General features: G+C 59.3%; 23 protein-coding genes. 7 read left to right on the forward strand and 16 right to left on the reverse strand.

Going from position 1 to position 25,131, the window contains the following annotated elements; all coding sequences use genetic code 11:
- Positions 1-46: 46 nt before the first annotated feature.
- Together ACFOTD_RS12885 and ACFOTD_RS12890 are read right to left on the reverse strand one after the other, a co-directional pair.
- A complete protein-coding gene (locus ACFOTD_RS12885; RefSeq protein WP_378119286.1) occupies positions 47-1,966 on the reverse strand; it encodes an ABC transporter ATP-binding protein in 1,920 nt (639 codons plus the stop codon).
- Complete coding sequence (locus ACFOTD_RS12890) at positions 1,963-3,699, reverse strand: ABC transporter ATP-binding protein (protein WP_378119512.1); 1,737 nt, start codon at positions 3,697-3,699, stop codon at positions 1,963-1,965. Before ACFOTD_RS12890 ends, ACFOTD_RS12885 begins: the two co-directional genes overlap by 4 nt.
- A 164-nt stretch (positions 3,700-3,863) precedes the next feature.
- Here ACFOTD_RS12890 and lplA point away from each other — a divergent pair, with 164 nt between their 5' ends.
- The gene (lplA, locus tag ACFOTD_RS12895; protein WP_378119288.1) at positions 3,864-4,853 is read left to right on the forward strand and encodes a lipoate--protein ligase; all 990 of its coding nucleotides are present in this window, start codon (positions 3,864-3,866) and stop codon (positions 4,851-4,853) included.
- 43 nt (positions 4,854-4,896) lie between these two features.
- Positions 4,897-5,724, forward strand: coding sequence for an aldo/keto reductase (locus tag ACFOTD_RS12900; RefSeq protein ID WP_378119289.1), 828 nt, complete (start codon positions 4,897-4,899; stop codon positions 5,722-5,724).
- A gap of 392 nt (positions 5,725-6,116) precedes the next feature.
- On the opposite strand, the gene ACFOTD_RS12905 is transcribed toward ACFOTD_RS12900, so the two are convergent.
- The 7 genes from ACFOTD_RS12905 to ACFOTD_RS12935 all read right to left on the reverse strand — a co-directional run bounded on the left by ACFOTD_RS12905 (position 6,117) and on the right by ACFOTD_RS12935 (position 13,690).
- Complete coding sequence (locus ACFOTD_RS12905; protein ID WP_378119291.1) at positions 6,117-6,674, reverse strand: nucleotidyltransferase family protein; 558 nt, start codon at positions 6,672-6,674, stop codon at positions 6,117-6,119.
- A gap of 4 nt (positions 6,675-6,678) precedes the next feature.
- Positions 6,679-7,617: an RluA family pseudouridine synthase gene (locus tag ACFOTD_RS12910; RefSeq protein WP_378119293.1), complete on the reverse strand. Its 939-nt coding sequence runs from the start codon at positions 7,615-7,617 to the stop codon at positions 6,679-6,681.
- Positions 7,618-7,818: 201 nt separating this feature from the next.
- Positions 7,819-8,778: an ABC transporter permease gene (locus ACFOTD_RS12915; RefSeq protein ID WP_378119295.1), complete on the reverse strand. Its 960-nt coding sequence runs from the start codon at positions 8,776-8,778 to the stop codon at positions 7,819-7,821.
- On the reverse strand, positions 8,762-9,865 hold the full coding sequence (locus ACFOTD_RS12920) for an ABC transporter permease (RefSeq protein ID WP_378119297.1): 1,104 nt from the start codon (positions 9,863-9,865) through the stop codon (positions 8,762-8,764). The genes ACFOTD_RS12915 and ACFOTD_RS12920 overlap by 17 nt, the downstream gene beginning before the upstream one ends.
- Positions 9,862-11,403 carry an ABC transporter ATP-binding protein gene (locus ACFOTD_RS12925; RefSeq protein WP_378119299.1) on the reverse strand — a complete coding sequence of 514 codons (1,542 nt, stop codon included), beginning with the start codon at positions 11,401-11,403 and terminating at the stop codon, positions 9,862-9,864. The genes ACFOTD_RS12920 and ACFOTD_RS12925 overlap by 4 nt, the downstream gene beginning before the upstream one ends.
- A gap of 104 nt (positions 11,404-11,507) precedes the next feature.
- Positions 11,508-12,650, reverse strand: coding sequence for a BMP family lipoprotein (locus tag ACFOTD_RS12930; RefSeq protein WP_378119301.1), 1,143 nt, complete (start codon positions 12,648-12,650; stop codon positions 11,508-11,510).
- 119 nt (positions 12,651-12,769) lie between these two features.
- Positions 12,770-13,690, reverse strand: a complete 921-nt coding sequence (locus tag ACFOTD_RS12935; RefSeq protein WP_378119514.1) for a nucleoside hydrolase — start codon at positions 13,688-13,690, stop codon at positions 12,770-12,772.
- 341 nt (positions 13,691-14,031) lie between these two features.
- On the opposite strand from ACFOTD_RS12935, the gene ACFOTD_RS12940 reads away from it, so the two are divergent.
- Positions 14,032-14,415, forward strand: a complete 384-nt coding sequence (locus ACFOTD_RS12940; protein ID WP_378119303.1) for a DnaJ family domain-containing protein — start codon at positions 14,032-14,034, stop codon at positions 14,413-14,415.
- A gap of 47 nt (positions 14,416-14,462) precedes the next feature.
- On the forward strand, positions 14,463-15,506 hold the full coding sequence (gene add / locus ACFOTD_RS12945) for an adenosine deaminase (RefSeq protein ID WP_378119305.1): 1,044 nt from the start codon (positions 14,463-14,465) through the stop codon (positions 15,504-15,506).
- 90 nt (positions 15,507-15,596) lie between these two features.
- Here the strand turns inward: add and ACFOTD_RS12950 are convergent, their stop codons facing one another.
- From ACFOTD_RS12950 to ACFOTD_RS12960, 3 genes are all read right to left on the reverse strand, one after another.
- Positions 15,597-16,220 (reverse strand): GTP pyrophosphokinase, encoded by a 624-nt coding sequence (locus tag ACFOTD_RS12950; RefSeq protein WP_378119515.1) that lies wholly within the window; start codon positions 16,218-16,220, stop codon positions 15,597-15,599.
- 44 nt (positions 16,221-16,264) lie between these two features.
- On the reverse strand, positions 16,265-16,945 hold the full coding sequence (locus ACFOTD_RS12955; protein ID WP_378119307.1) for a TerC family protein: 681 nt from the start codon (positions 16,943-16,945) through the stop codon (positions 16,265-16,267).
- 187 nt (positions 16,946-17,132) lie between these two features.
- The gene (locus ACFOTD_RS12960) at positions 17,133-17,660 is read right to left on the reverse strand and encodes a YfiT family bacillithiol transferase (protein ID WP_378119309.1); all 528 of its coding nucleotides are present in this window, start codon (positions 17,658-17,660) and stop codon (positions 17,133-17,135) included.
- Between the two features lie 314 nt (positions 17,661-17,974).
- On the opposite strand from ACFOTD_RS12960, the gene ACFOTD_RS12965 reads away from it, so the two are divergent.
- Entirely contained in the window at positions 17,975-18,316 is a 342-nt protein-coding gene (locus ACFOTD_RS12965) for a hypothetical protein (protein ID WP_378119311.1), read from the forward strand.
- 140 nt (positions 18,317-18,456) lie between these two features.
- Here the strand turns inward: ACFOTD_RS12965 and rnhA are convergent, their stop codons facing one another.
- Positions 18,457-19,128, reverse strand: coding sequence for a ribonuclease H (gene rnhA, locus ACFOTD_RS12970; protein ID WP_378119313.1), 672 nt, complete (start codon positions 19,126-19,128; stop codon positions 18,457-18,459).
- A gap of 219 nt (positions 19,129-19,347) precedes the next feature.
- Here rnhA and ACFOTD_RS12975 point away from each other — a divergent pair, with 219 nt between their 5' ends.
- Positions 19,348-20,325 carry an aldo/keto reductase gene (locus tag ACFOTD_RS12975; RefSeq protein ID WP_378119315.1) on the forward strand — a complete coding sequence of 326 codons (978 nt, stop codon included), beginning with the start codon at positions 19,348-19,350 and terminating at the stop codon, positions 20,323-20,325.
- An 8-nt stretch (positions 20,326-20,333) separates the two neighbouring features.
- On the opposite strand, the gene gpmA is transcribed toward ACFOTD_RS12975, so the two are convergent.
- Positions 20,334-21,116: a 2,3-diphosphoglycerate-dependent phosphoglycerate mutase gene (gene gpmA / locus ACFOTD_RS12980; RefSeq protein ID WP_378119317.1), complete on the reverse strand. Its 783-nt coding sequence runs from the start codon at positions 21,114-21,116 to the stop codon at positions 20,334-20,336.
- Between the two features lie 240 nt (positions 21,117-21,356).
- Between gpmA and ACFOTD_RS12985 the strand changes: the two genes are divergently transcribed.
- The gene (locus ACFOTD_RS12985; RefSeq protein ID WP_378119319.1) at positions 21,357-22,808 is read left to right on the forward strand and encodes a SulP family inorganic anion transporter; all 1,452 of its coding nucleotides are present in this window, start codon (positions 21,357-21,359) and stop codon (positions 22,806-22,808) included.
- Between the two features lie 426 nt (positions 22,809-23,234).
- Here ACFOTD_RS12985 and ACFOTD_RS12990 read toward each other — a convergent pair whose 3' ends face one another.
- Together ACFOTD_RS12990 and ACFOTD_RS12995 are read right to left on the reverse strand one after the other, a co-directional pair.
- Positions 23,235-24,227, reverse strand: a complete 993-nt coding sequence (locus ACFOTD_RS12990; protein ID WP_378119321.1) for a Gfo/Idh/MocA family protein — start codon at positions 24,225-24,227, stop codon at positions 23,235-23,237.
- Between the two features lie 62 nt (positions 24,228-24,289).
- Positions 24,290-24,886, reverse strand: a complete 597-nt coding sequence (locus ACFOTD_RS12995) for a hypothetical protein (protein ID WP_378119323.1) — start codon at positions 24,884-24,886, stop codon at positions 24,290-24,292.
- Between the last annotated feature and the right edge of the window lie 245 nt (positions 24,887-25,131).

Below are 25,131 nucleotides of genomic sequence, written 5' to 3' on the forward strand. Positions count from 1 at the left end.
ATGAATGGATCATGAACAAACACTGAAATTTGGATAAAACTTCCCGTCAGCTAGCGTCCTCGGAAAATTTCCCGCCGGAAAATTGGCTGTTGTACAGATCCGCGTAAAATCCGCCGCTTGCGAGCAGCTCCTCGTGCGTTCCTTGCTCGATAACGGTCCCTTTGTTCATCACGAGAATCAGATCGGCCTCGCGGATCGTCGACAGCCGGTGCGCGATGACAAAGCTTGTGCGGCCCTGCATAAGGCGATTCATTGCCGTCTGAATGTTGGCTTCCGTACGCGTATCGACGCTGCTCGTCGCTTCGTCGAGAATCAGAATCGCCGGATCGGCCAATATGGCGCGGGCGATCGTGAGCAGCTGCCTTTGTCCCTGCGACAGGTTGGAGGCCTCTTCGTTCAGCACGGTATCGTAACCCTCGGGCAGCGTGCGGATGAAATGATCCGCGAATGCCGCCTTCGCGGCATCCACGACCTCAGCCTCGGACGCGCCTGCGCGGCCGTACGCGATATTGTCGCGGATCGTCCCGCCGAACAGCCACGTATCCTGCAGCACCATGCCGAACAGGCTGCGCAGGTTGCCGCGTTTCAGCTTGGCGATGTCGGTTCCGTCGACCGTGATCGTTCCGCCGTTCACCTCGTAGAAGCGCATGAGCAAGTTGACGAGTGTCGTCTTGCCCGCGCCCGTCGGCCCGACGATGGCCACCGTCTGCCCCGCCTTCACGTCGATATTCATGTCCGCGATGAGCGGCGCGTCGTCCTTGTAGCTGAAATCCACATGCTTAAAGGCGACGTGTCCGGCCACGCGGGAAGGTTCGAGTTCCTTGTTTTCCTCAGGCTTCTCCTCGCTCTCGTCGAGCAGCTCGAACACCCGCTCGGCCGAAGCGATCGTCGACTGAATGATATTGGCGATATTGGCGGTCTGGGTGATCGGCATCGTGAACTGCCGCGCGTATTGAATAAACGCCTGAATGTCCCCGATGTTGATCGCCTGCCGCGTGACGAGCACGCCGCCTACGACGCTGATCGCCACATAGCCGATATTGCCGATAAAGCTCATGAGCGGCATCATGATGCCGGAGACGAACTGCGCGCGCCAGCCGGCATCGTACAGCCGGTCGTTGATGCCTTCGAACTTCTCGACCGCCTTCCGTTCATGTCCGTACGCCTTGACGACTTGATGGCCCGTGAACATCTCTTCGACATGGCCGTTCAGCTCGCCGAGGTTTTTTTGCTGGCCGATAAAGTAGCCCTGCGACTTGCCCGCGATCGCCTTGATGACCAGGAAGCTGAGCGGCAGCGTCAGCAGTACGATGACCGTCAACAGCGGACTGATCGTGAGCATCATGACGATAACGCCGACGATCGTGACGATGGACGTGATCAACTGCGTCAAGCTTTGCTGCAGCGTGTTGCTGATATTGTCCACGTCGTTGACGACGCGGCTCAAGATCTCCCCGTGCGTCCGCGTGTCGAAAAACTTGAGCGGCAGCCGGGCGAGCTTTTCATTGACGTCGTTACGCAGCTTGTAGACGGTACGCTGAGCGACGCCGGCCATCAAATATTGCTGGATATAGCTGAAAATGGCGCTGAGCACGTACAATCCGATCAGCCATACGATGATCATCTCGATGCCGTGCCAGTCGATCACGGCGTTCGGATCACCGTTCATTTTCCCCATAATGCCTGCGAACAGCTTCGTCGTCGCATGCCCGAGAATCTTGGGGCTCAAAATGGAAAAAATCGTGCTGACGATCGCCGCGGCGAACACCGTAATCAACGTAATTCGGAAGGGCTTCAGATAGCCCATCAGCCTGCGAAACGTACCCTTGAAGTCTTTGGCCTTTTGAACCGGCATGCCGGGTCTGCCGCCCGGATGTCCGCCGAAAGGACCCGGTCCGCCTGGCCCGCCGGGTCCGCCGCCCTGCCGCGGAGGACCGCCTCTGCCTGCGCCTGGTTGCTGACTCATGCGATCTCCTCCTCCGTCAGCTGCGATGACACGATCTCTTTATAGATCTCGCTCGTTTGCAGCAGTTCCTTATGCGTGCCGACGGCGGCAATCTCGCCATCGTCGAGCACGATGATCCGGTCGGCGTCCATGACCGTGCTGACACGCTGCGCAACGATCAGAACGGTCGCTTCCGTCGTCTCGCTTTTCAACGCGGCTCTAAGCTTCGCATCCGTCTTGAAGTCGAGCGCCGAGAAGCTGTCGTCGAAAATATAAATATCCGGCCGCCGGACGAGCGCGCGGGCGATGGAAAGCCGCTGCTTCTGGCCGCCCGATACGTTGGTCCCGCCCTGGGCGATATGCGCTTCGAATCCGCGTTCCATCCCCGAAATGAAATCGGATGCCTGAGCGACCTCGGCGGCATGGCGAAGCTCCTCGTCGGTCGCGTCCTCCTTTCCGTAACGGATATTGTCCGCGATCGATCCCGTGAAGAGCACCGCTTTTTGCGGCACTAGGCCGATTTGCGACCGCAAATCCGCTTGCGGACGCTCCCGTACGTCGGTGCCGCCGATCCGGATGCTGCCGGAATCTACGTCGTAGAAGCGTGGAATCAGATTGACGAGCGTCGACTTGCCAGAGCCCGTACCGCCGATGATCGCGGTCACCTCGCCCGGCTCCGCCCGGAAGCTGACGTTTTTCAGCGCCGGCTGCTCCGCGCCCGGATAGCTGAAAGTGACATCGTCGAACTCGACGACGCCGCGCAGCTCCGTGCGGCCGACGCGCACATGCGGCGCGTCGTTCACGACGGGCGACATGTCCAGCACTTCGTTGATGCGGACGGCCGAAGCCGACGCGCGCGGCACCATGACGAACATCATCGACAGCATGAGCATCGAGAACATGATCTGCATCGCGTATTGGAGGAACGCCATCAGATCACCGACCTCCATATGGCCGTGACTGACCCGGAGGCCGCCGAACCAGATGATCGCGACGCTCGAAAAGTTCATGATCAGCATCATGAGCGGCCAGAGAACGGCCATGATCTGGTTGACCTTGACCGATGTCTCGGTTAAATCCCGGTTCGCTTCGACGAAGCGCGCCTGCTCATGTCCGATGCGTCCGAACGAACGGATGACGCGGATGCCCGTCAGCCCCTCGCGGAGGACAAGATTCAGCTTGTCGAGCTTTTTCTGAATGACTCTGAACAAAGGGATGCCTTTGCGCGCGACCAGGACGATCGTCAGGACGAGCACGGGAATCGCCACGACGAGCACGAGCGACAGCTGGGCGTCCTTGGAAACGGCCATAATGATGCCCCCGATGCTCATCATCGGCGCCATGACCATCATCCGCAGCATCATCATGAGCACCTGCTGTACCTGATTGATGTCATTGGTCGTGCGGGTGATCAGCGAAGCGGTGCCGATCTTATCGAATTCCTGCAGCGAATACTGCTCGACGCGCGAAAACACCTTGCCCCGCACGAGCCGGCCAAAGCCCGCCGAAATGCGCGACGAGTAGTAGCTCGCCAGGATCGATACGCCGGTGCCTACCAGCGCGACGGCTAGCATAAAGCCGCCGATCCGCATGATGTAAGCGGTGTCCCCGCCGCGTTTGACGATGCCTTCGTCTACGATGTCAGCCATCAAGGTCGGCAGGTACAGCTCGGATAGCGACTGCAGCAGGATCAGCGCCATGACCAGGACGACGAGGGCCCGGTAAGGCGCGAGAAGTCTGAACAGCTTTAACATGGACGTCATCCTTTCCAGATTCCTAGGTTTGCGGCTTTTGAACAAAAGGATACCCATACCCTATCCTTCAATTATGAATTCAATATGAACCAATGCAAGTTTGTCCGCAAGTCTCAAATATCATAAAATAAGAAGAACGCACATTCGACGGGAGGCAGACGGCATTGCTTTTTATCGACAACGGCGGAGGCAACGATCCCGCACTTAATCTGGCTCTCGAGGAGCACACCCTTCGCAAGCTGTCCGGCGACGAGCCGATTCTGCTTTTTTACATCAACAAGCCTTCCATCATCATCGGCAAAAACCAGAACACCGCCGAAGAAGTCAATTCGGCGTACACCGAGGCGCACGGCATCGACGTCGTCCGCAGACTGTCCGGCGGCGGCGCGGTATACCATGATCTCGGCAATCTGAATTTTAGCTTTATCACCAAGGACGACGGCAATTCGTTCCACAACTTCCGCAAGTTCACGGAGCCGGTCGTCAAGGCGCTGCGCGACATGGGCGTCGAAGCCGAGCTGTCCGGCCGCAACGACATTCAAGTCGGCGAGCGCAAAATATCGGGCAACGCGATGTTCGCGACCGGCGGACGAATGTTCTGCCACGGCACGCTGCTGTTCGATTCCCATATGGAGGACGTCTCCGCTGCGCTGAAGCCCAATCCGCTCAAGTTCGAATCGAAGGCGACCAAGTCCATCCGCGCGCGCGTCGCCAACATCTCGGAGTTTCTGACCGAACCGATGACGATCGAGCAGTTCAGGAGCCGCGTTCTCACCTCGATCTTCGGCGGCGCCTCCGAGATTCCGCAGCATCGGCTTACCGAAGCCGATTGGGAAGCGGTGCGCCAGCTTGCCGACCGGCGATACCGGAGCTGGGATTGGAACTACGGGCTGTCGCCGGCATTTAACGTCCAGCAGCGCAAGCGCCTGCCCGCCGGCACCGTCGATATCCGCATGAACGTGCAGGAAGGCCGCATCTCGGATGCCGCCGTCTACGGCGACTTCTTCGGACGAGGCGAGATCGGCGACGTAGCCGAGATGCTGCAAGGGCTTCGGTACGACCGGGAGTCGCTCGCGGCGGCCTTCGAGGGCGTGGACTTGACCTTCTACTTTGGGGCTGTCACGATGGATGAATGGCTCGAACTTCTGATCTGAAGCCCGTACGAACCACACACTTACTCCACTGGAGGCTCTCGCTATGACGCAATCTCTTCAATCCGTCACCGTTCTTCACAATGGCGTTCGCATGCCTTGGCTGGGGCTTGGCGTCTGGAAAATGGATAACGATGCGCAGGTCGTCTCGGCCGTACGCGCCGCGATCGACGCCGGCTACCGGAGCATCGACACGGCCGCGATTTACAAAAACGAAGTCGGTGTCGGTCAGGCGATTCGCGAAGGCGGCGTGCCGCGTTCCGAACTGTTCGTTACGACGAAAATTTGGAACGACGATCAAGGCTACGACAAGACGCTCGCCGCTTATGACGCCTCGCTCGAACGCTTGGGTCTCGATCATGTCGATCTTCTCCTCATTCACTGGCCGGGCACCGACAAGTTCGTCGACACCTGGCGCGCATTCGAGAAGCTGTATGCGGACGGACGGGTGAAGGCCGTCGGCGTCAGCAACTTCAACATCCGCCATCTGGAGGAGCTCAAGCGGCATAGCGACCTCGTCCCGATGGTCAATCAGGTCGAATACCACCCGCTGCTGTCCCAGCGCGATCTCCGGACCTATTGCCGGGAAAACCGCATCCAGCTCGAGGCCTGGAGCCCGCTCATGCAGGGCAACCTCGATCACGAGGTGCTGCGCTCGATCGGCGAGAAGCACGGCAAATCGCCCGCCCAGGTCGTGCTGCGCTGGGATATCCAGCACGGCGTCGTCACGATTCCAAAGTCGGTGACGCCGGCGCGGATCGCGGAGAACGCGAACGTGTTCGACTTCGAGCTGAGCGCCGACGAGATGGCGCTGATCGACGACCTGAACCGGGATCAGCGGTTCGGCTCGGATCCCGACAAGTTTTTGTTCTGAAAATAATAGAAGCCGTCCGTCCGCAGGGCCCAAGGCCCGCGGAGGCGGCTTTTTTTCGTTTGTCGCGCCATACAATTATCTCGCAGAACAACGCCCGTGTCTCTACCGGCAAACACGCTCGATTGTTCCCGGTGAAGAACGATATCTGCCTTCCCCGCGCGATGGGGGCCCGGTTGTTCCCAAACAAGAACGCCCGCTACCTCTTCCGCTCCAAGATTGTCCGGTTGTTCCCATTCAGGAACAACCTTCGTCCTCCAAAGCCAATAGCGTCGGGGTGTTCCTAATCAGGAACACCCTTCGTCCTCCATAGCCAAAAGCGTCCGTTTGTTTCTAATCAGGAACACCCTTCGTCCCTCCAGCGCCATCCCCTTCGATGACCAGCTGGCGAGCAATCACCTTATGTAACTGACGCCAGGCCAGATCCGGTCCCAGCGCTTGGCCTCGATTCTGCGCTCGAAGATCGCATAGAGCGCAGGATCGGACGCGAACGCCGGCGTCGGGCGAATCCGCATGGCTACGGCATCTTTCAGCCCGTAAGGCGCTCCGAGCTTCGGGCGGCCCGCGGCATCCAGCGTCACAGCCAGCGCCGTGGCGGTTTCCGGGTAGTTCGCGACGGCATCGAGCGACGACAGGTATGGCGCACGGCCGTTAATGACGTGCATGCGCGCCTGGTTTTTGACCGACCATGGTACGTCCGGCAGGTGCCGGCGAAGCTCGGTTTCATATCGTTTTTCGGTTGCTTCGTCCGTATCCTCGGCTTCGAAGTAGATCACGTCGACATCCGGCAAACGCGTACGCAACGGCATGTCGCATAATACGTCCCACAGCTTGCTCCTTACGAATCCGGCGGCGATCCACCAATCGGGCAGGTTAAGCATGCGTGCGACACGCAATGCGGACATCATTGCCTCGTCCGCCTGAACAAGCGCAAGCAGCTTGCTTTTGTCCATCGCCTTAGATGCCCTGAAGCCCCAGCTTGTCCGCCGTTCGCTTCAGAATCGGCGGCGCCGGCGCGCGGAACTCGCGTCCGTCCGGCAAAACGATGCGCCACGCATGCAGCAGCTGATGATTGATGCCCGCGTAGATTTTGCCGCCGTACTTCACGTCTCCGAGCAGCGGATGACCGATGCTCTGGAAGTGCGTCCGGATCTGATGCGTCCGCCCGCTGACGAGTTCGATCTCGACAAGACTGTAGCCGTCTCCCTGCGAAAGCGACTGGTAACGCGTCATTGCGGACAACCGCTTCTCGTCGCCGCCGCTCCCTGCCGAGACAACCCGCGTGCGGTTGCGTTTCTCGTCTCGCACGAGCTCGTCCGTCAGCTCGCCCTCGCCCTCAAGCCGGCCTTCGACGATCGTCACGTAATATTTCTGAAGCTCGTGCTTCTGGATCCACTGATTGAGCTGATGGAGCATTCCCGCCGTCTTGCCGACCAGCACGAGCCCGCTCGTATTGCGATCGAGCCGGTTCGCCGTCGCCGGCATGAATATCGGGCTGTCGAGCTCCCCTTTCCGGTACAAGTATGCATGCACTCGGTTGATCAGCGTGTCCCGTTGATCCGTCTGATCCGGATGCGTGAGCATGCCGGCAGGCTTCAACGCGACGAGCAGCTGATCGTCCTCGAAGACAACATGGATATCGGCGTTGACGCCGACGTATTTCGTCTTTTGCTGTCCGATCGAAGCTTCCTTGTATTGTTCATCTTCCATATAGATCGCCAGCTCGTCGCCCGCTGCCAGCTCATAGTCCTGCTTCTTGCGCTTGCCGTTCACCCGGACCTTGCCCGAGTCGATCATCTTGTAGATCTGGCCAAGCGGAATGTTCGGAAGCAAATTGCGGAGAAAGCGGTGCAGGCGTTTGCCGCTCTCCGAGGGAGTAACCTTGCGATTAATCATGGGGGATACGCTCCTACCTTCGATTCGGTCGATTCGAAATTTCACTTGTTCGTTATTGCCGATTATACCCGATTTAAGAGGCATGCGCAGCGATCATGAACGGACGGTGACGTTGTCCGCTTCGCCGTCAACCGCCGGGCAACAGAAAACGCCGCCCGATCCATAGCGGATGCGAGCGGCGCTGAGTACCATGCAAGACAGCTAACGCTTCGACGGATCGTAAGCTTCTCCGGCCGCCGCCGGTCCGCGAACCGACTTGCCGATTGCCCCCGCAAGGACGATCAGAGTCAGTACGTACGGCAGCATGTAGAGGAATTCCGTCGGTATCGACTGGGAAAACTCGAACCGGGTCAGGAAGTTTCTAAGCGCCTGCGCCATGCCGAAGAAAAACGCGGCGCCGAATACGCCGTAGGGGTTCCAGCGGCCGAAGATCAGGGCCGCGATCGCGATGAAGCCCTGGCCCGAGATCGTGCTGTGCGAGAAGTTGCTTGTCGTCGTCAGCGTGATCGTAGCTCCGCCAAGGCCGGCAAGCGCGCCGCTGATCAGCACCCCGATGTAGCGGTACTTGATGACGTTGATGCCGACCGTGTCGGCGGCGCCCGGATGCTCGCCGACGGACCGCAGGCGGAGGCCGAACGGCGTCTTGAACAGCAGGTACGAGCTGAGCGGCACAAGGATATATGCGATGTACGTCGTCGGGTAGCTGTTGAAAAACGCTCTGCCGATGAACGGAATGTCGGACAGCAGCGGAATCGGCCACTTGGCGAATACGTTTTGCAGCTGTGCCGTATCGCCCGCTCCTTCGAAGATGATCTTGACGAGATAAAGCGTAACGGCGACCGCCAAAATGTTGATGACGACGCCGACGATCGTCTGATCCGCCTTAAGCGATACGGTGGCATAGGCATGCAGGAGCGCGAATACGAGACCGCAGACGACGCCGGCGATCAGGCCGACCCATGGCGAGGACGTCGTTGCGCCGCCGTCCGTCTCCATGTAATAGCTGGCGATGGCCGCGCCGAACGCGCCGGCCGTCATCATGCCCTCGAGGCCGATGTTGAACACGCCCGAGCGTTCGCTGAACACGCCGCCGAGCGCGGCAAAAATCAGCGCGACGGAAAATACAAGCGTGGAACTGATCAGATCAGCCAACGTTCCCATTCATGTCAGCTCCTTTCCGCTCGCGCGATTTGCGCTTTTTGAACAACGGCTGAATCACGGTGCGGATCAGGCCGTGGGAGGCGACGAAGAAGATGATGCTGCCGATGACGATCCGGACGATCTCCGACGGCACGTCGGCCTCGAAGTTCATCCCGGCCGAGCCGTAGGTGAGACCGCCGAACAGGATCGCGCCAAGCAGGATGCCGACCGGGTGATTGCCGCCGAGCAGCGCGACCGCGATGCCGTCGAAACCGTAGCCTGCGGATGCGGCCTGCACGACCTGGTAGTGGAATACGCCGAGCACCGAGAAGACGCCGCCGAGTCCGGCGAACGCGCCGGAGATCATCATCGTCTTGATGAAGCTGGCCTTGATGTTGATGCCCGCGGCTTTGGCCGCGTCGGCATTGTGCCCGACGGCGCGCAGCTCGTAGCCCTGCTTCGTGCGCCACAGAAGCACGTAGAAGATAACGACGCACAGAAGGCCGATCCAGATGCCCCAGTCCATACGCGCGCCTTCCATGAAGTTCTTGAGCCAGCCGATCGACAACGATGCGGTCTCGTCGATGTTAGGCGTCTTCTGCTCGCCCTTCTTGACGAGAAAATCGCGAAGGATATAGTTGGACAGATATAGCGCGATCCAGTTCAGCATAATCGCCGAGATAACCTCGTTCACGCCGCGGTAAGCCTTAAGCCAGCCGACAAGCGCGCCCCAGAGCGCGCCGCACAGCATGCCGACGATCAGCGCCAGCGGCGCGTGAATGAACGCCGGCAAATGCACCTTGAGGCCGATAAACGTCGCCGCCGTCATGCCGATAATGTATTGGCCGTCAGCGCCGATATTAAAAATGCCGGCGCGGAAGGCAAATCCGACGGCAAGGCCCGTGAACAAAATCGGCGTGATCGCGACGATCGTCTCGCCGAAGTCGTACTTGGTGCCGAACACCGTCTTCCAAAGCGCGCCATACGCTTCGAAAGGATTGTAGCCGCCGATCCACATGACGATCCCGCCGCACAGCAGACCGAGCACGATCGCGATAAAAGGGATGTAAGTGGATGGTTTATTGAAAATTTCAGCCGCCTTGTTCATGCCGACGCTCCTTTGTCAGCCTGCATTTTGCCCGCCATCATAAGTCCGATCTCGTCGTCCCCGGCCTTCTCTGGATCGACCTCGCCCATGATGCGGCCGTCGAAAATGACCTGAATCCGATCGGACAGCCGGTGAAGCTCGTCCAGCTCATAGGAGATCAACAGCACGGCCTTGCCTTCGGCCCTCGCTTGCAGGAGCCGATCGTGGACGAAAGAGATCGCGCCGATGTCGAGCCCCCGCGTCGGCTGGACGGCGATGAGCAGCTGCGGGTCACGTTCCATCTCGCGCGCGATGATCGCCTTCTGCTGGTTGCCGCCGGAGAGCGAACGGGTTTTGTTATGAATATCCGGCGTCCGCACGTCGTAAGCTTCGATCAGCTTCGTTGCGTGCCGGTCGATTTCGGATTTGTTCAGGAAGCCGCCCTTAAAAAACCGTTCTTGCTCGGCGGATCCCAGGATTAAATTCTCGCTGACGCTAAAATCGAGCACGAGTCCGTGCTTCTGGCGGTCTTCGGGTATGTTCGACATGCCCGCCTTGATGCGGTCCTTGATCGAATCCTGCGTAATGTCTTTGCCATTCAGTCGAATGATGCCTTCCTGCACCGGCCGCATGCCGGTGAGCGCTTCCACCAGCTCGTGCTGCCCGTTGCCGTCGACGCCGGCAATGCCCACGATCTCGCCTGCGCGGATGTTAAACGAGACGCCCTCGACGACCGGCTTTCCTTTATCGGCGCCCGCGACCGTTACGCCGGACAGCTCTATAACGATATCGCCAGGCTTCGCGGCCGCCTTCGGCTTGTCGAGCGACACGCGTCTGCCGACCATCTTTTCCGCGAGCTCGCTTTCACTTGTTTCCGCCGTATTGACGGTACCGACGACCTTCCCTCTGCGGATGATCGTCACGCGGTCGGAGACTTCCATGATCTCCTTGAGCTTGTGCGTAATCAGGATGATGGACTTGCCTTCCCCGGCTAGCCGCTTCAAAATCTGCATCAGCTCGTGAATCTCCTGCACGGTAAGCACCGCCGTCGGCTCGTCGAAAATCAAGATCTCGGCGCCGCGATAAAGGGTTTTCAAAATCTCTACGCGCTGCTGCATGCCAACCGTGATGTTCTCGACCTTGACGGTCGGATCTACCATAAGGCCATACCGCTCGGAAAGTTCCTTGACCTTGGCGTTGGCCTGACGGTAGTTGATGGACAGCCCTTTGGAAGGCTCGATGCCGAGCACGATATTCTCCGCGACCGTAAAGGGCTGGACCAGCTTGAAGTGCTGATGAACCATGCCGATGCCGAGCTCGATCGCCTTGCCCGGGCCGTCGATCGTCTGCGGATTGCCGCCTACGCGAATCTCGCCTTCGTCGGGCTGATACAGACCGAATAGAATGCTCATCAGCGTCGATTTGCCGGCCCCGTTCTCCCCTAGCAATGCATGGATCTCGCCCTTGCGCAGCTCCAGACTGATGGCGTCGTTCGCGACGATGCCGGGAAAACGCTTCGTAATGCCTCTAAGCTCGACCACCGGTACCGCTTGCTCCATCTGTTATCAGCTCCTGTCCCCATATCAAAAGCGTTAAAACGGAAGAAAGGACAAGGCTCGCTGAATGCGGCCTTGCCCTTGCGGAGATTCCGTGCAGCGCGGAATTATTCCGTCGGAACCGTGATCTCTCCGCTGATAATCTTGCTCTTGTATTCTTCGACCTTGGCGAGGATGTCCTGGGACACGTTCGGGTTGTCCGTAGGCAAGCCTACGCCGCCTTCGGCCAAGCCGAGCTCGACCGTTTGGCCGCCCTTGAAGTTGCCTGCGAGCAGCTCGTTGGAGACGCGGTAAACCGCTTCGTCTACCTTCTTGACCATCGAAGTCAGCGTCACGTCGTTGCCGAATTCAACCGATTGGTCCTTGTCGACGCCGATAACCCATACTTTTTTGCCGGCCTTAAAGCGATCTTTCGCTTCGTTGAAGACGCCGTTGCCGGAACCGCCTGCAGCGTGGAAGATGATGTCGGCGCCGCCGTCGTACATCGTAGCGGCAGCCAGCTTGCCTTGGTCTGGCTTGCTGAAGTCGCCGACGTAGTTGACTTCGACCGTCGCGTTCGGGTTGACGGCCGCGATGCCCGCCTTGAAGCCCGCTTCGAATTTCTTGATGACAGGCAGCTCCATGCCGCCGACAAAACCGATCTTGTTCGTCTTCGTCGTCAGACCAGCGACGACGCCGACGAGGAACGAACCTTCGTTCTCCTTGAACAGGACGGATTCGACGTTCGGCAGTTCCTTGGTCGGCGTCGTGTCGATCAGGGCGAGCTTGGCGTTAGGGTTATCCGTCGCGACGGTCGTAGCCGCTTCGGAGAACAGGAAGCCGATCGCCCACGTCAGGTCGTAGCCGTCCTTGACGAACTTGGTCAGGTAAGGGATGTAGTCGCTGTCCTTTTTGGACTCAAGGTACTTGGTGTCGGCTCCCGTATCCGTCTTGATCTTCTGCAGGGCTTCCCAGGCTTGCTGGTTAAACGACTTGTCGTTTACGCCGCCGAGGTCGGTAACCATGCCCACTTTTTTGCCTTTGCCGTCGGCCGGCGTGATGGATTCGCTCGGAGCGGCGGACTCGGAGGCCGGAGCCGAAGCGCTGGCGGACGCGCTAGGGCTGGCGGACTCGGAGGCCGGCGCGCTCGCGCTAGGGGACGCTGCGCCTTCGTTGTTGTTGTTCTTGCTTCCGCAGCCGGACAGCACCAGCAGCATCGCCATCATGGCGACCAGCATCAGGCTTAGCGGCTTCATCGTGCTCTTTTTCATGCTTGATTCTCTCCCCGTCTCTTGTGCTTGTATTTGCATCTACGGCGCGTGGGCCGGTCCGATAGCCGCTGCGCGAGCCGGCGAAACGGTTCCGCGAGCCGCGGTAGCCGAAATTAATCTTACTTCAGCAATTCGGTCATATAAGCGAAAAATCCGTCGCGGTCGACGTCGTAAATCAGGTTGACCGGTCTGCCGCCCTCCGACAGCTCCGTACGCCCCTGCGCCATGCCGTCGGTCCTTACGATGCTGTTCACCGTCTTGACCTTCACCAGATCGGGCTTGCCGACATAAGCGGCGGTGAGCACGTCCCACAAATAATAAGTCGAATTCGTCGCATGGAAAATGAGCGGCGGCACCAGCGCGTAGCATTGGCCTACGAAATCGATCGCCTCGTGCCTGCGGAGCTTGGCCCATGCGTCTCTGGCTTCCAGCGTAAGCGGCACCTGGTTCGTGCTCTCCAGCGCGACCATGTCGATCCGGAGGCCGCTGGCCCATACGCGCGCCGTTCCTTCGGGATCCCAGAACGCGTTCCACTCGGCGGTGCCGTCGTGCTCGGGCTCCTCGACGTTGCCCTTCGGCAAAAACGTGCCGCCCATCCAGACGACCCGTTCGATCCGCTCTTCGATGTCCGGCGCAACGTCAAGCGCGCGCGCAAGGTCCGTCAATGGTCCAGTGAACACTAGCGTCGTCTTGCCTTCGCCCGCACGGACGTTGTCGATCAGATGAAGATGCGCCGGCTTGTCCGAGACCGGCGTCAGAATGGCCTCGGCCTCGTTAAGAATCGGAAACGCATCAACATAATAAGACATGATGCGCCAAGCCGCAGGGAACGGATTTTTGCCGCGCGAATCGGAACGGGACAGGTCCAGCCCTTCGCGCGCCTCGCCTCCGAACCGGTCGATGATCTTCCGGCTGGCCTGCACGGAGGGCTCCAGATAGCCGTCGGCCCCGATGACGGATACGCCCGTAAGTTCCATATTCGGCATGCGGAGCAGCAGGAGCAGCGCGACAAAATCGTCGCCGCCGCCGTCGTGATTCATATAAACTCTCAACGTTCGACCATCCTTTTTGAACCTTTTTGCATTCCGCGTTGAACGAATGTCCTGTAATCTTTTATAACCCATTAATCACACAAACGCCAGACCCAATTGAAAATACCTTTTACCCGCTCCCTCGGCTTGTGAACCAGGCCGTATTCCCTGGCGAATTTTCGTCTGAAATGACAAATCACGTTTAAATCGCTCGGAATTAAAGGCTTAACCAGAAAGACAAATGTCAACTAAATTGACAGAATCAACGCCAACCATCGCGCAAACACTTCAATCAAGCGTTTAACCCGTGATACAATGCTATAATAACACAAGCAAAGGACGGTGGGCAGATGAATTGGATTGTCTCCATTGCCGAGCAAAAAATACGCGAAGCTGAAAAATCGGGACAGTTCGAAGGACTGTCCGGGCAAGGAAAGGCGCTTCCCGAAGACGACCTGGCGGGCGTGCCAGAAGAGCTTCGCCTCTCCTACAAGCTGCTTAAAAACGCAGGCGCCTTGCCCGAAGAGCTGCAGATTCGCAAGGATCTCGTCTCGCTGTCCGATCTGCTCGAAGCCTGTCGGGATCCCGAGCAGTCCGCGAAGCTGAAGGGCGAACTGTCGCAAAAGCGGCTGCGCTACCGGCTTATGATGAACGAGCGGGGCTGGACGCACCAAGACGCGTACGAACAGTACGCGGACGCAGTCTATGCCAAGCTGACGCGCGAAGATGCGTAACCGCGCCCTACAGGCGCACTAGACGATGGACGACGGGAGAGATCGCGATGGACAACTGGCTTGAAGCGCTGCCGAAAGCGGACCTGCACCTGCATCTGGACGGATGCGTGAAGCCTTCTACGCTGCTCCAACTGGCCGCGGACCGCGGCTATCCCCTGCCCGCGGACCGGGCGGAGGACTTGCTGCCCTATATGCAGGTCGATGCGGACTGCGACAGCCTGAAGACTTATTTGGATAAATTCAGCTTCGTGCTCCCGCTGCTGCAGGATGCAGCGTCGCTTAAGCGCGTCGCCGAGGAAGCGGTGGAGCAGTCTGCGGCTCGCAACTGCCTCTATATCGAAGTCCGTTTCGCGCCTGCGCTCCATATCAATGCGGGCCTTACGCCAGAAGCCGCCATCGACGCCGTGCTGGACGGTCTGAAGCAGGGTGAAGCGGCGTACGGGACCGTCGCCCGTCTCATCGTTATCTGCATGCGTCATCAAAACGAAGAGATCAATCTCCCCGTTATCCGCGGGGCGATTGCCCGGCAAGGTCAAGGCGTCGTGGCGGTCGACCTGGCCGGGGACGAGGCCTCCCATCCTGCGGAGAAATTTCGGGGCACGTTCGCCGCCGCGCGCGAAGCCGGTATCCCGATCACGATTCATGCCGGCGAAGCTGCCGGATCCTTTAATGTCCGCGAAGCCGTGGAAGGACTCGGCGCGACGCGCATCGGCCATGGCATCCGGCTAAGGGAGGACCCCGAGCTGCTAGCGTGGATCCGCGAACGGCGCATCCCGCTCGAGCTGTGCCCGACGAGCAACATTCAGACAAAAGCGGTTGCGGATTGGGACGACTACCCGATCCGCAGCTACTACGACGCGGGTCTCTACGTCACCGTCAATACGGACAATCCGACCGTGTCGGGCACCGATATGACACGCGAATGCGAAGCGATCGCGACTCGCTTCTCATTCACGCCGGCCGAGCTTGCGGATCTGATGCGAGGCGCGCTGCTGGCGGCGTTCGCCGAGCCGCCAGTCAAGGAGCTGCTGCTCGCCCGGTTCGACGAGCTCGTCGGCCGCTTGACGACGGACGTCTCCCGCGAGGACTAAACGCTCCCGAACGACAACAGTCCGGCCCCTCGGAAAGGGACCGGACTTTTTTACTTCATTATAGTAACGCTTTCAAGCGCTTCGTTCAGGCTAATCGTCCGAACGGTATTTTTGCACTTCTTCGTTCAAGGAGAACATACGCTTGTCCAGCGAATTGATGAGATCGGCCGTGTCCTTCAGCTGCAAGCCGATCTCGTGCGGCACCTGCGCGTTGAACTTGTAATAAATCTTGTGCTCCAGGCTCGCCCAGAAGTCCATGGCGATCGTGCGGATCTGAATCTCGACGGGCACCTGCTCCATCCGGTCGGTCAGGAATACCGGCACCAGAATGATCAGATGCAGGCTCTGATAGCCGTTGGGCTTGGGATTCGCGACATAATCTTTGACTTCGAGCACGGTGACGTCCTGCTGCTTGCTGATCATCTCGTACATTTGATAAATATCGGTGGAAAAAGAACAGATGACCCGGATGCCCGATATATCCCGAATATGGTTCACCGCATTGTCGATCGTCACCGCGAGCCCTTTGCGGATCAGCTTGTCCCGGATGCTCTCGGGGGACTTGATGCGCGTTTTCATATGCTCGATCGGATTGTAATTCTGGATGAAGTGCAGTTCCTCGTTCAAAATGTTCAGCTTCGTGCTGACTTCGTCGAGAGCGAACTTGTATGTCAGCAGCATCTTGCCCCATTCCCGCATGCTGCTCTGATCGATTGCCATCTTCGTATGTCTCCCTTAAACGTGTTCGCCGAGCTCAATTAATGTCTGTGGCGCAAAACCCTGCGCGCCCGCCAAAACGAAAGCGCGCCGTACGCGAGAAATAGTACGCCCAGCAGAATCGGCAGTACTTCCGGCAGCGCCGGCGCGGTCTCTTCGATATAATCGCCGATCCACGGATCGCCGGCCAGCATCTCGCCCGCGGAATAACCAAGCAACCCCGCCCCGAACCATACGAGCGGCGGGAACCGCGTCATCAGCTTGGTCAGGAATTGGCTGCACCAGATAATCAGCGGAACGCTGATCGCGAGTCCGATGACGATAAGCGTAAGATTGCCGTGCGCCGCGCCCGCGACGGCTACGACGTTGTCAAGGCTCATGACGAGATCCGCGATGACGATTGTGCGGATCGCGCCGCCGAGCGTCGTCTTCGCTTCGATCTCCTCGTCGTGAGAATCCTCGTTCAGCAGCTTCCAGGCGATGAACAGCAGCAGCAATCCGCCGCAGGCCTGAACCAAGGGGATCTTTAGCAGCGTTACCGCGGCGAACGTCAGAACGATCCGGAGTCCGACAGCGCCGAACGTCCCCCAAAATATCGCTTTTTTCTGATGCGCAGGATCCAGATTTTTGCTCGCCATCGCAATGACGACCGCATTGTCGCCGCTCAGGACGATGTTGATCAGAATCATATCCAGCAATGCAAACAGCCAATCGTTTCCCATCTTGCGCGCTCCTCGTCCGATTCGAGCCTTCCCGCAGCCGCGTAGCGGCGCGAAAAGCCGGTCATATTGCACCTCAAGTTACCATTTTACCCGAATCGGGGGCATGCGAACAAACCCGTCCGCGTGTGGGACCGGGTCTTGTCCGTCGTCCTTCGGCCGTTTGTCGAATCGGTACGCACAGGCAAGCTCACCAGCCCATGCGTTCTCTCAGCCGTTCGATATGCGCGGTATGGTGCTTGCCATGCCATACGTACATGCCGAGACAACGATCGAGACGCGTCGTCTCGCCGCTGCCGGGATGGTAGAATTCGCGGGCGAACTGCTCGTCCGTCAGCGAAGCGAGCAGCGCCGTCCAGCGCACGTGCACGGCTGCCAGCAGCGCGAGCGAAGGCCCGATCGGCAAGTCTCGCGAATCGGCCAGCTCCGCCCAAAGGTGCTCCTCGTAAGGCTTGATCGTCGGCCGCTCTTCGGTAAGAGCCAGCTTAAAGCGCGTCAGGCTGTTCATATGGCTGTCGCCGAGATGGTGCACCACCTGCCGTACCTTCCAACCGCCTTCCCTGTATGGCGTATCGAGCTGCGCATCGCTCAGCCCGCGCACCGCCTCGGACAGCAGGTCCGGCAGCGCCGCGATCTCCTGGATCCACTGTCTGCGCTGCTCGGGAGAGATGTCGCCTTCAAACGTAAACTCGCCGATCGGATAACGCAAATCGTCCATACCATTCGCTCCAGTCATTATTCCGTTTGTAAATTTTTCTTTTTCCAGTATAGCACATTCGACCAGCCGATCTCTCTTGGCGTCGCGTACCGGCATGCTTTGCGGCGCACCGCAGCAGGCTTCGTCATAAAGAGTCTTCATTCGACTTTTTCCCTGTCGTCCGCTCCTCCGTTTTGCCGCCTTTGCATGCTCACGTGAAAGTATCCAAAAAATCATGTGCAAATTCACAAAATAATGCTAGCCAAGACAAAGCCCCATGCGCTATAATGAAAGCGCTACCACCCAAACTTTCGATGACAGGGGGATACGAAAAGATGGATGCAGCGATGAATTTATACGATCAGTTCGAACCGAGAAACGATTGCTACTTCTTCCGCATCGGCGCCCAAGGGCAAATTTGTTGTCACGGCCGCAACTATACGATAAAGAAGCGAATGTCGGCCGAGCAGGCGGAAGCCTTGACGAGAGACGCGCTTTTCGTTCGGATCTCCTCGGACTGCTACGTCAACGTAGCCAAGATCACCTATTTGACGGACAATGCCGTATACTTCGGCGACGGTCCTGCCTTGAACCATATGCTCCCCGTTCCCAAGCGCAAGCAGCATCTCATTCGCCAGGGCATCTCGCAGCTGCAGGGACTTCGCATCAGCGTCTGAACGGACAAAAGGCCATCCGCAGAGCGGTTCTGCAGCGGAAGGCCTTTTTTGTTATGACCGGCGGTTGGCGGCGCAATGCAAGCGCGTTGACGAGCGGAGCCGATGCCCGCCTCAGGTCGCGAGCCGGACGAGCGGAGACTTCAGCCTTTTCGGCCGTAGTCCGCTTTGACCTCTCCCCAGCGCTCCGTCTCCCACTTGAGCACCTTGTTCGGGTACGAATGGACGCGCAGCCAACTGAGCGCGCGGTCTACGAGGGCCCAGATCTCAAAAGTCGAGTCGTCCCGCGGCAGCGTCGTCACGACTTCTTTTTGCTTCAGCCATTTGAGCGCCGTGCGCGAGTCGCTGTAAATCGTCTTGGCGCTGCCTTTTTGCCTCAGATAGGCAAGCGCGTGGACAATCGCGAGAAATTCGCCCAGATTGTTCGTTCCCTTTTCGATCGGCCCGACCGAAAACAGCACCTCGCCCGTCCGCGTATCGACGCCTCTGTACTCGACCGGGCCCGGATTGCCGCGCGTGCCGACGTCGACCGAGACGCTGTCGAAGTCAATCTCGCCTGCCGCCTGCTCCGGAGACAGCGGCAGCTTTTCTCCCGCTCCGGCGGACTTGGACGAAGCGCCCGCTGCGCTTTTCCCGCCGCCTTGGCCCCAATGCTTTTTCCAGCCTTCGCGATAGGCCCGCTCAGCCTCCGGCTTGCTGCCGTACGATTTGTACTTCGCATCCTTGCGTCCGGATACTTGAGCTTGGCATGCCGGCCATGAATCATAAATGCCCGGCGCGCCGCCTTCCCAGACGACGTAATATTTTCCTGCCATATCGTTGTCCTCCATGCAGCCGTCGCCTTGCGCGCGGCCCCGCGTTCAAACATTGATTGTAACATATTAACCGCGCTCGTTCCCGATCGCGGCGATACGTTCACGCTTGCGTTTGCGCGGATAGCGAACGCACGACGCCGTCTGCGGTTGATCATCCGACATGGGCATGAGACAATCAGTTATCGCGAGGTTTGAGTGAGAAAAGAGGAGGTTGAATGTATGCAGTATCGTTCATTGGGTCAAAGCGGGCTTCAGGTATCGGCGATCGGGCTCGGCACGAACGCGTTCGGCAAGCGATCGGACCGGGAGACGTCGATCCGGATCGTTCATGAGGCGCTGGACAGCGGGATCAACATGCTGGATACGGCCAACATATACGCGGGAACGCAGTCGGAGTCGATCATCGGGGAAGCGCTGGCTGGAAGGCGGCATCAAGCGGTGCTGGCGACCAAGGCCGGCATGCCGATGGGACAAGGTCCGAACGACAGAGGGTCGTCCCGCTTTCATCTTCGGCGTGAGCTGGAGGGCAGCCTGAAAAGGCTGAATACGGACTATGTAGATCTGTACCAGATCCACACGTTCGATCCGGGAACGCCGCTCGAGGAAACGCTGCGCACGCTGGACGACCTGGTCGCTTCGGGCAAAGTGCGCTATATAGGCGCGTCCAACTATGCGGCGTGGGAGCTCATGAAGGCGCTCGGCATCAGCGAACGTCGCGGTCTCGAGCGCTTCGTCTGCACGCAGGCCAGCTATTCGCTCGCCGATCGCACGCCGGAGACCGAGCTCATCCCGCTGTGCCTCGATCAAGGGGTCGGACTCATTCCGTACTTCCCGCTGGCGGGAGGCATTTTAACCGGCAAATACGGCGCATCGGGCGACACGGCGCCGGAAGGCTCGCGTGCGGACACCGATCCGTCGTTCCGCCGCTTCCTGGGCGGCCGGGCGGACGAGCTTGGCGGCCAGGTCGCCGCGCTGGCCGAGGAGCTTGGCGTTCAGCCGGCCGTGCTCGCGATCGCTTGGCTGCTCTCGCGTCCAGCCGTCGCCACGGTCATCGCCGGCGCGACCCGGCCCGAGCAGCTTCGCGCCAACCTGGAGGCGGATGCGCTTCATTTGTCCGAAGAGACGCTTGGCAGGCTGGACAAGATCAGCGAGGACTTCCGGCAGGGCGGTCCGTTCGCCGTCTATCGGCTGTCTTAACCGCGAATCTACGGCGAAGCATGATGTCCCTCGCCCTTTCCCGGCATATCCTGCGCCGGGTCGGGCGAGATTTTGCGCGGAATCTCCCCTTGCGGCAGCGGTCCCTCTTCCCCTAGGTAGTAGTGCTTGACCGGCTTCATGTCGTCTCCGAATTCGTAGACAAGCGGTATCGCCGTCGGAATGTTGAGATTGACGACGCCGTCCTCGGGCAGGTCATCCAAGTAGCGGATCAGCGCCCGCAGCGTGTTGCCGTGCGCGCATAGCAGCAGCTTGCGACCCGCCGACAGCTCGGGCACAATATTTTTCTCCCAATAGACAAGCACGCGGTCAGCCGTGTCGTCCAAATTTTCCGTCAACGGAACGTCTCCGTCGATGTCCTTGTAACGGAGGTCGTTGCCCGCATACCTCTCGTCATCGCGCGCAAGCGCCGGCGGCCGCTCGCTCACGGATCTGCGCCAGAGCAGCACCTGATCGGCGCCGTAACGGTCCGCCGTCTCCGCTTTGTTAAGGCCCTGCAGCGCGCCGTAATGCCGTTCGTTGAGCCGCCAGCTCTTCGAGACCGGAATCCAGAGCTGGTCGAGCTCATCCAAGATGATGCCCATCGTGCGAATCGCCCGCGTCAGCACCGACGAAAAGGCGGCGTCGAAGGCGAATCCGTTCGCGCGCAGCACCTTCCCCGCCTGCCGCGCTTCCTTCAGCCCTTGCTCGGACAGATCCGAGTCGGTCCAGCCGGTGAATCGGTTTTCCAGGTTATATTCGCTCTGACCATGCCTCACGAATACGATTTTCATGCCGCTCCCTCCATTTCCTACCGCTTCTCGTATTATAACCGCATTCCCGCTCCCGCGACATTCGCCCAGGGTGTTCAAATCGGCCGATAGCATGTATAATGAACCGGACGATAATCGGACCCGGCTTTTCTGAGAGTGGAAAGCCTACTGCCAACGGACAATTCGGAGCGAACCGCGATCGGTACGACAGCGCATCAACGATCCCGGCAACTCCGTTCATATGCGAAAGGAGTTTTTTTGTTGTTGCAAAAATTGAAAAGCAACTGGTTCTTCAACACGCGCAGAGACATTCTGTCCGGGTTGACGGTCGCTTTTGCGTTGATTCCGGAAGCGATCGCTTTCTCGATCCTGGCCGGCGTCGATCCGATGGTCGGCTTGTACGCGTCTTTCTGCATCGCCGTGACGATCTCGATCGTCGGCGGCCGTCCCGGCATGATCTCCGCCGCGACCGGCGCGATGGCCTCCCTCATGGGGCCGATCGTCGCCAAGTACGGCATCGAATATATTTATGCCGCCGCGCTGCTGACCGGCATCATCCAATTCATCATGGGACTGTTGCGGTTCGGAAGATTCATTACGTTTATCCCGCACTCCGTCGTGACCGGCTTCGTTAACGCGCTCGCGATCATTATATTTATGGCGCAGCTGCCGAACTTCGAAGGCGCGAGCTGGCAAATGTATGCGATGGTGGCGGGTACGCTGGCCATTATTTATTTGTTCCCGCTGCTGACCAAAGCCGTCCCCTCCGCGCTCGTCGCGATTATCGCAATGACGATCGTCTCCGTCGGCCTCGGGCTCGACCTGCGGACGGTCGGCGACATGGGACCGATCACGCAGAAGCTGCCGCTTTTTCATTTTCCGGACATCGACTTCACCTTCGACGCCATCTGGCGCATCGTGCCGATCTCGCTCGCCCTTGCGGTCGTCGGCTTGACCGAGTCTCTTATGACAGCGACGATCGTCGACGAGATGACCGAGACCAAGAGCGACAAAAACCGCGAGGTTCGCGGGCAAGGCATCGCCAACGTCGTCTCCGGCCTATTCGGCGGCATGGCAGGCTGCGCCATGATCGGCCAGACGGTCATCAACGTCAAATCCGGCGGGCGTTCGAGGCTCTCGACGTTCGTGGCGGGCGTCTTCCTGCTGTTCCTGATCCTCGTGCTGGGCGACGTCGTCCGCGTGATCCCGATGGCCGCGCTCGTAGGCGTCATGATCATGGTGTCGATCGGCACGTTCGACTGGCGCTCGCTTACAACGCTGGCGAAGATTCCGCGCAGCGACGCGCTCATCATGATCGTGACCGTCGGCATCGTCGTCGCCACGTCCAACCTCGCGCTCGGCGTGCTCGCTGGCGTCGTGCTCAGCGCCGTCTATTTCGGCTGGCGCTCCGCCCGGATCAAGGCGCATGCCGAGCTAGCCAAGGACGGCCGCAAAGTATATCGCATCGCCGGCCAGCTCTTTTTCGGTACGATGAACCACTTCGTGAACTTGTTCGACTTCAAGGAAGATCCTTCGGACGTGACGATCGATTTCTCGGCTTCCCACGTATGGGACCACTCGGCCGTGACCGCGATCGCGAAGACTATCGAGAAGTACGCGCAGTACGGCAAGACGGTTCGGATCGTCGGCCTCAACGAAGACAGCCGCCGCCTCATCGAGCGCGCCGGTCTTCCGGTCGCCGCATCCCGTTAACGCGCGGACTGTGCACAACAAGCTGCAATAAAACGCAAAAGGTACGAAGCGCGAATCATGCTTCGTACCTTTTGCGTTTTAGATCCTTCCCCTTTTCCGTCGCCGAACCATATCGGTTGGCCTGTCGCTGGCCCGCCGACTCCCGCACCGTTACGCCGCAATGCCTGCAAATATACATCCTTTTCCTCCCACGACGACCCTTTGGAGAAGAAAAGATGCAAATATACATGCATTTTCCTCCATAGACCTCATTTCCGGCTTGAGCTTCGAATTTGCCTGCACATTTGCAGGCATTTCATAAAGCGTCGATGGTCGGCAGAAAATACATGTACAAATGCAGGTTTTGATGCCCGCCAAACATCCGAAAAGCGCCGGCATGCAGAAAAAGCGTCTCCTGTCCGCGAATCCTTGCCATTCAAGCGTCGTTCAAGCTTGCGAATCCGCTGGATAGACGATGCCGATCTGCCGTCTGGCTTCGTCCATGACGTCGAGAACCGCGATCATCCGCTCATGCGTGTTGATCTCCGATTCCGTCTTGCCTTCCCGAACGAGGTTCACGAACGCCTGCAGCTCGTAAACCATCGATTGCTCGGATTGCGGCGCGGTCAGTTCCTCTTCCCTGCCGTCCCGGTAGCGGACGCGCACGCGCTCCGGCTGGCTGATCTGATCGATCAGGATGCAGCCCTCTTCCCCCTGAATCTCGCTTGGCGCATACGAATTGGTGATCTTGGAGTACATGACGACCGCCTCCATGTCCGCATACCGCAGCAGCAGGCTGCCCTCGCCGTCGGCGCCGGATTCGAGCATGACGCCGCTCGCCTTGACCTCCAGCGGTCGGCCGAACCAGCAGATCGCCGGATACAGGCAGTAGATGCCCAGATCCATCAACGCCCCGTTCGAGAGCGCCGGATTAAAGGCGTTCAGCACCGTTCCCGCACGGTAGGCGTCGTAGCGCGAGGAATATTGCCCGTAGTTGCCGACATAGCGGCGCACCTTGCCGATCGAAGGCAAAGCGCGCTCGATGGCCCGGAAGCTGGGCATGAACGTCGGCTTCATCGCCTCCATGAGCAGCACGCCGTGCTTGCGCGCTTCCTCGATCATGCGCCGCGCCTCGGCGCCGTTCGAGGCGACCGGCTTTTCGCAGAGCACGTGGATGCCGCGCCGCATGAACAGCATCGCTTGCTCCGCATGATAGACGTTCGGCGTCGCGATGTAGACGGCATCGATCCGGCCGTCCGCCGCCATCGCTTCCATATCGTCGTAGGCATGCGGGATGCCGTGCTGCGCGGCATAAGCCTGAGCCCGCTCCAGCGAGCGCGAGCATACCGCCGCCGCCTCGAAGCCTTCCGCTTCCTTTGCTGCCGCGAGCAGCCTGTCCGTGATCCAATTGGTGCCGACAAGTCCGAATCTTACCGTCATGAGTGTATGGCTCCTTGCGCATTTGGTATAGGATAGCGGATTACTTTACAGTCCTAATTAGATCACAAGCCTTCGCGGAAAAACAAGTTTCGGTAGACGTACTTCGAGCCGGGCGGTTTGAAATCGAGGGCGAGATAACCCGGCTCGCCGTCCACGGCGCGCAGGCCGCCGGCGATCACGCAGCTTCGGACAAGCCGGTTTACGGCGCTTCGGTCGCGCCGCGCCATCGCGGAGGCCAGTGCGAGCGCAAATTCGCGGTCCGTCGCCAACGCGCGGCAAAACGGAAGCAGCGCGGCAGCGACGGTCCGATGCGCGCCGGGCGCAAAGTAAAACTGGACGCTGCCCGGCGGTATCGTGATGCCCGTGGCATAGGCATCCTGCGTTCCCGGCGACGGGTAATCGATAAAATAACCGATGCCGTTGGTCCCGAGGCCTTGTTCCAGCCGGCCTGCGAGCGGTGAAGCCTCTCTCAGCTGCCTCTTCATGTCGTCCAGCCGGAGCTCGACGACGCTGCGCGACCAGCGCTTCGCAAACCGGCCGTTCGCGGCGACTTTCCGATAGAAGGGCAGCATGGCGTGCGCCGACAGCCGCAGCGCGTTAGCTACGCTGCGAATGTCCGGCGTAGCACCGCCGCATCGGCAGGACGTCTTCTCGCCCATGCCGCAAATATCTCCTCGCAGTAACAGAGGCCGGCTGTGTTTATGCCCGACCGTTCCATAACCCGACCCAAGCCGGCATGCCTTAGTCCCGACTTTCCTCGCAACCGTCATCGCGAAGCTCCTCTCTTCTTCCTTGCGTATCGCCGCTCTCCCGATAGGATATGAGGAACACCGCTTGCGCGGAAGCGAATCGCCCGACAAGAAATCCCGAAATAATAAAACTTCGCTTGTCAAATCGGAATGAA

The organism is Cohnella sp. GCM10012308 (assembly GCF_042649185.1).
Lineage (GTDB): Bacteria > Bacillota > Bacilli > Paenibacillales > Paenibacillaceae > Cohnella.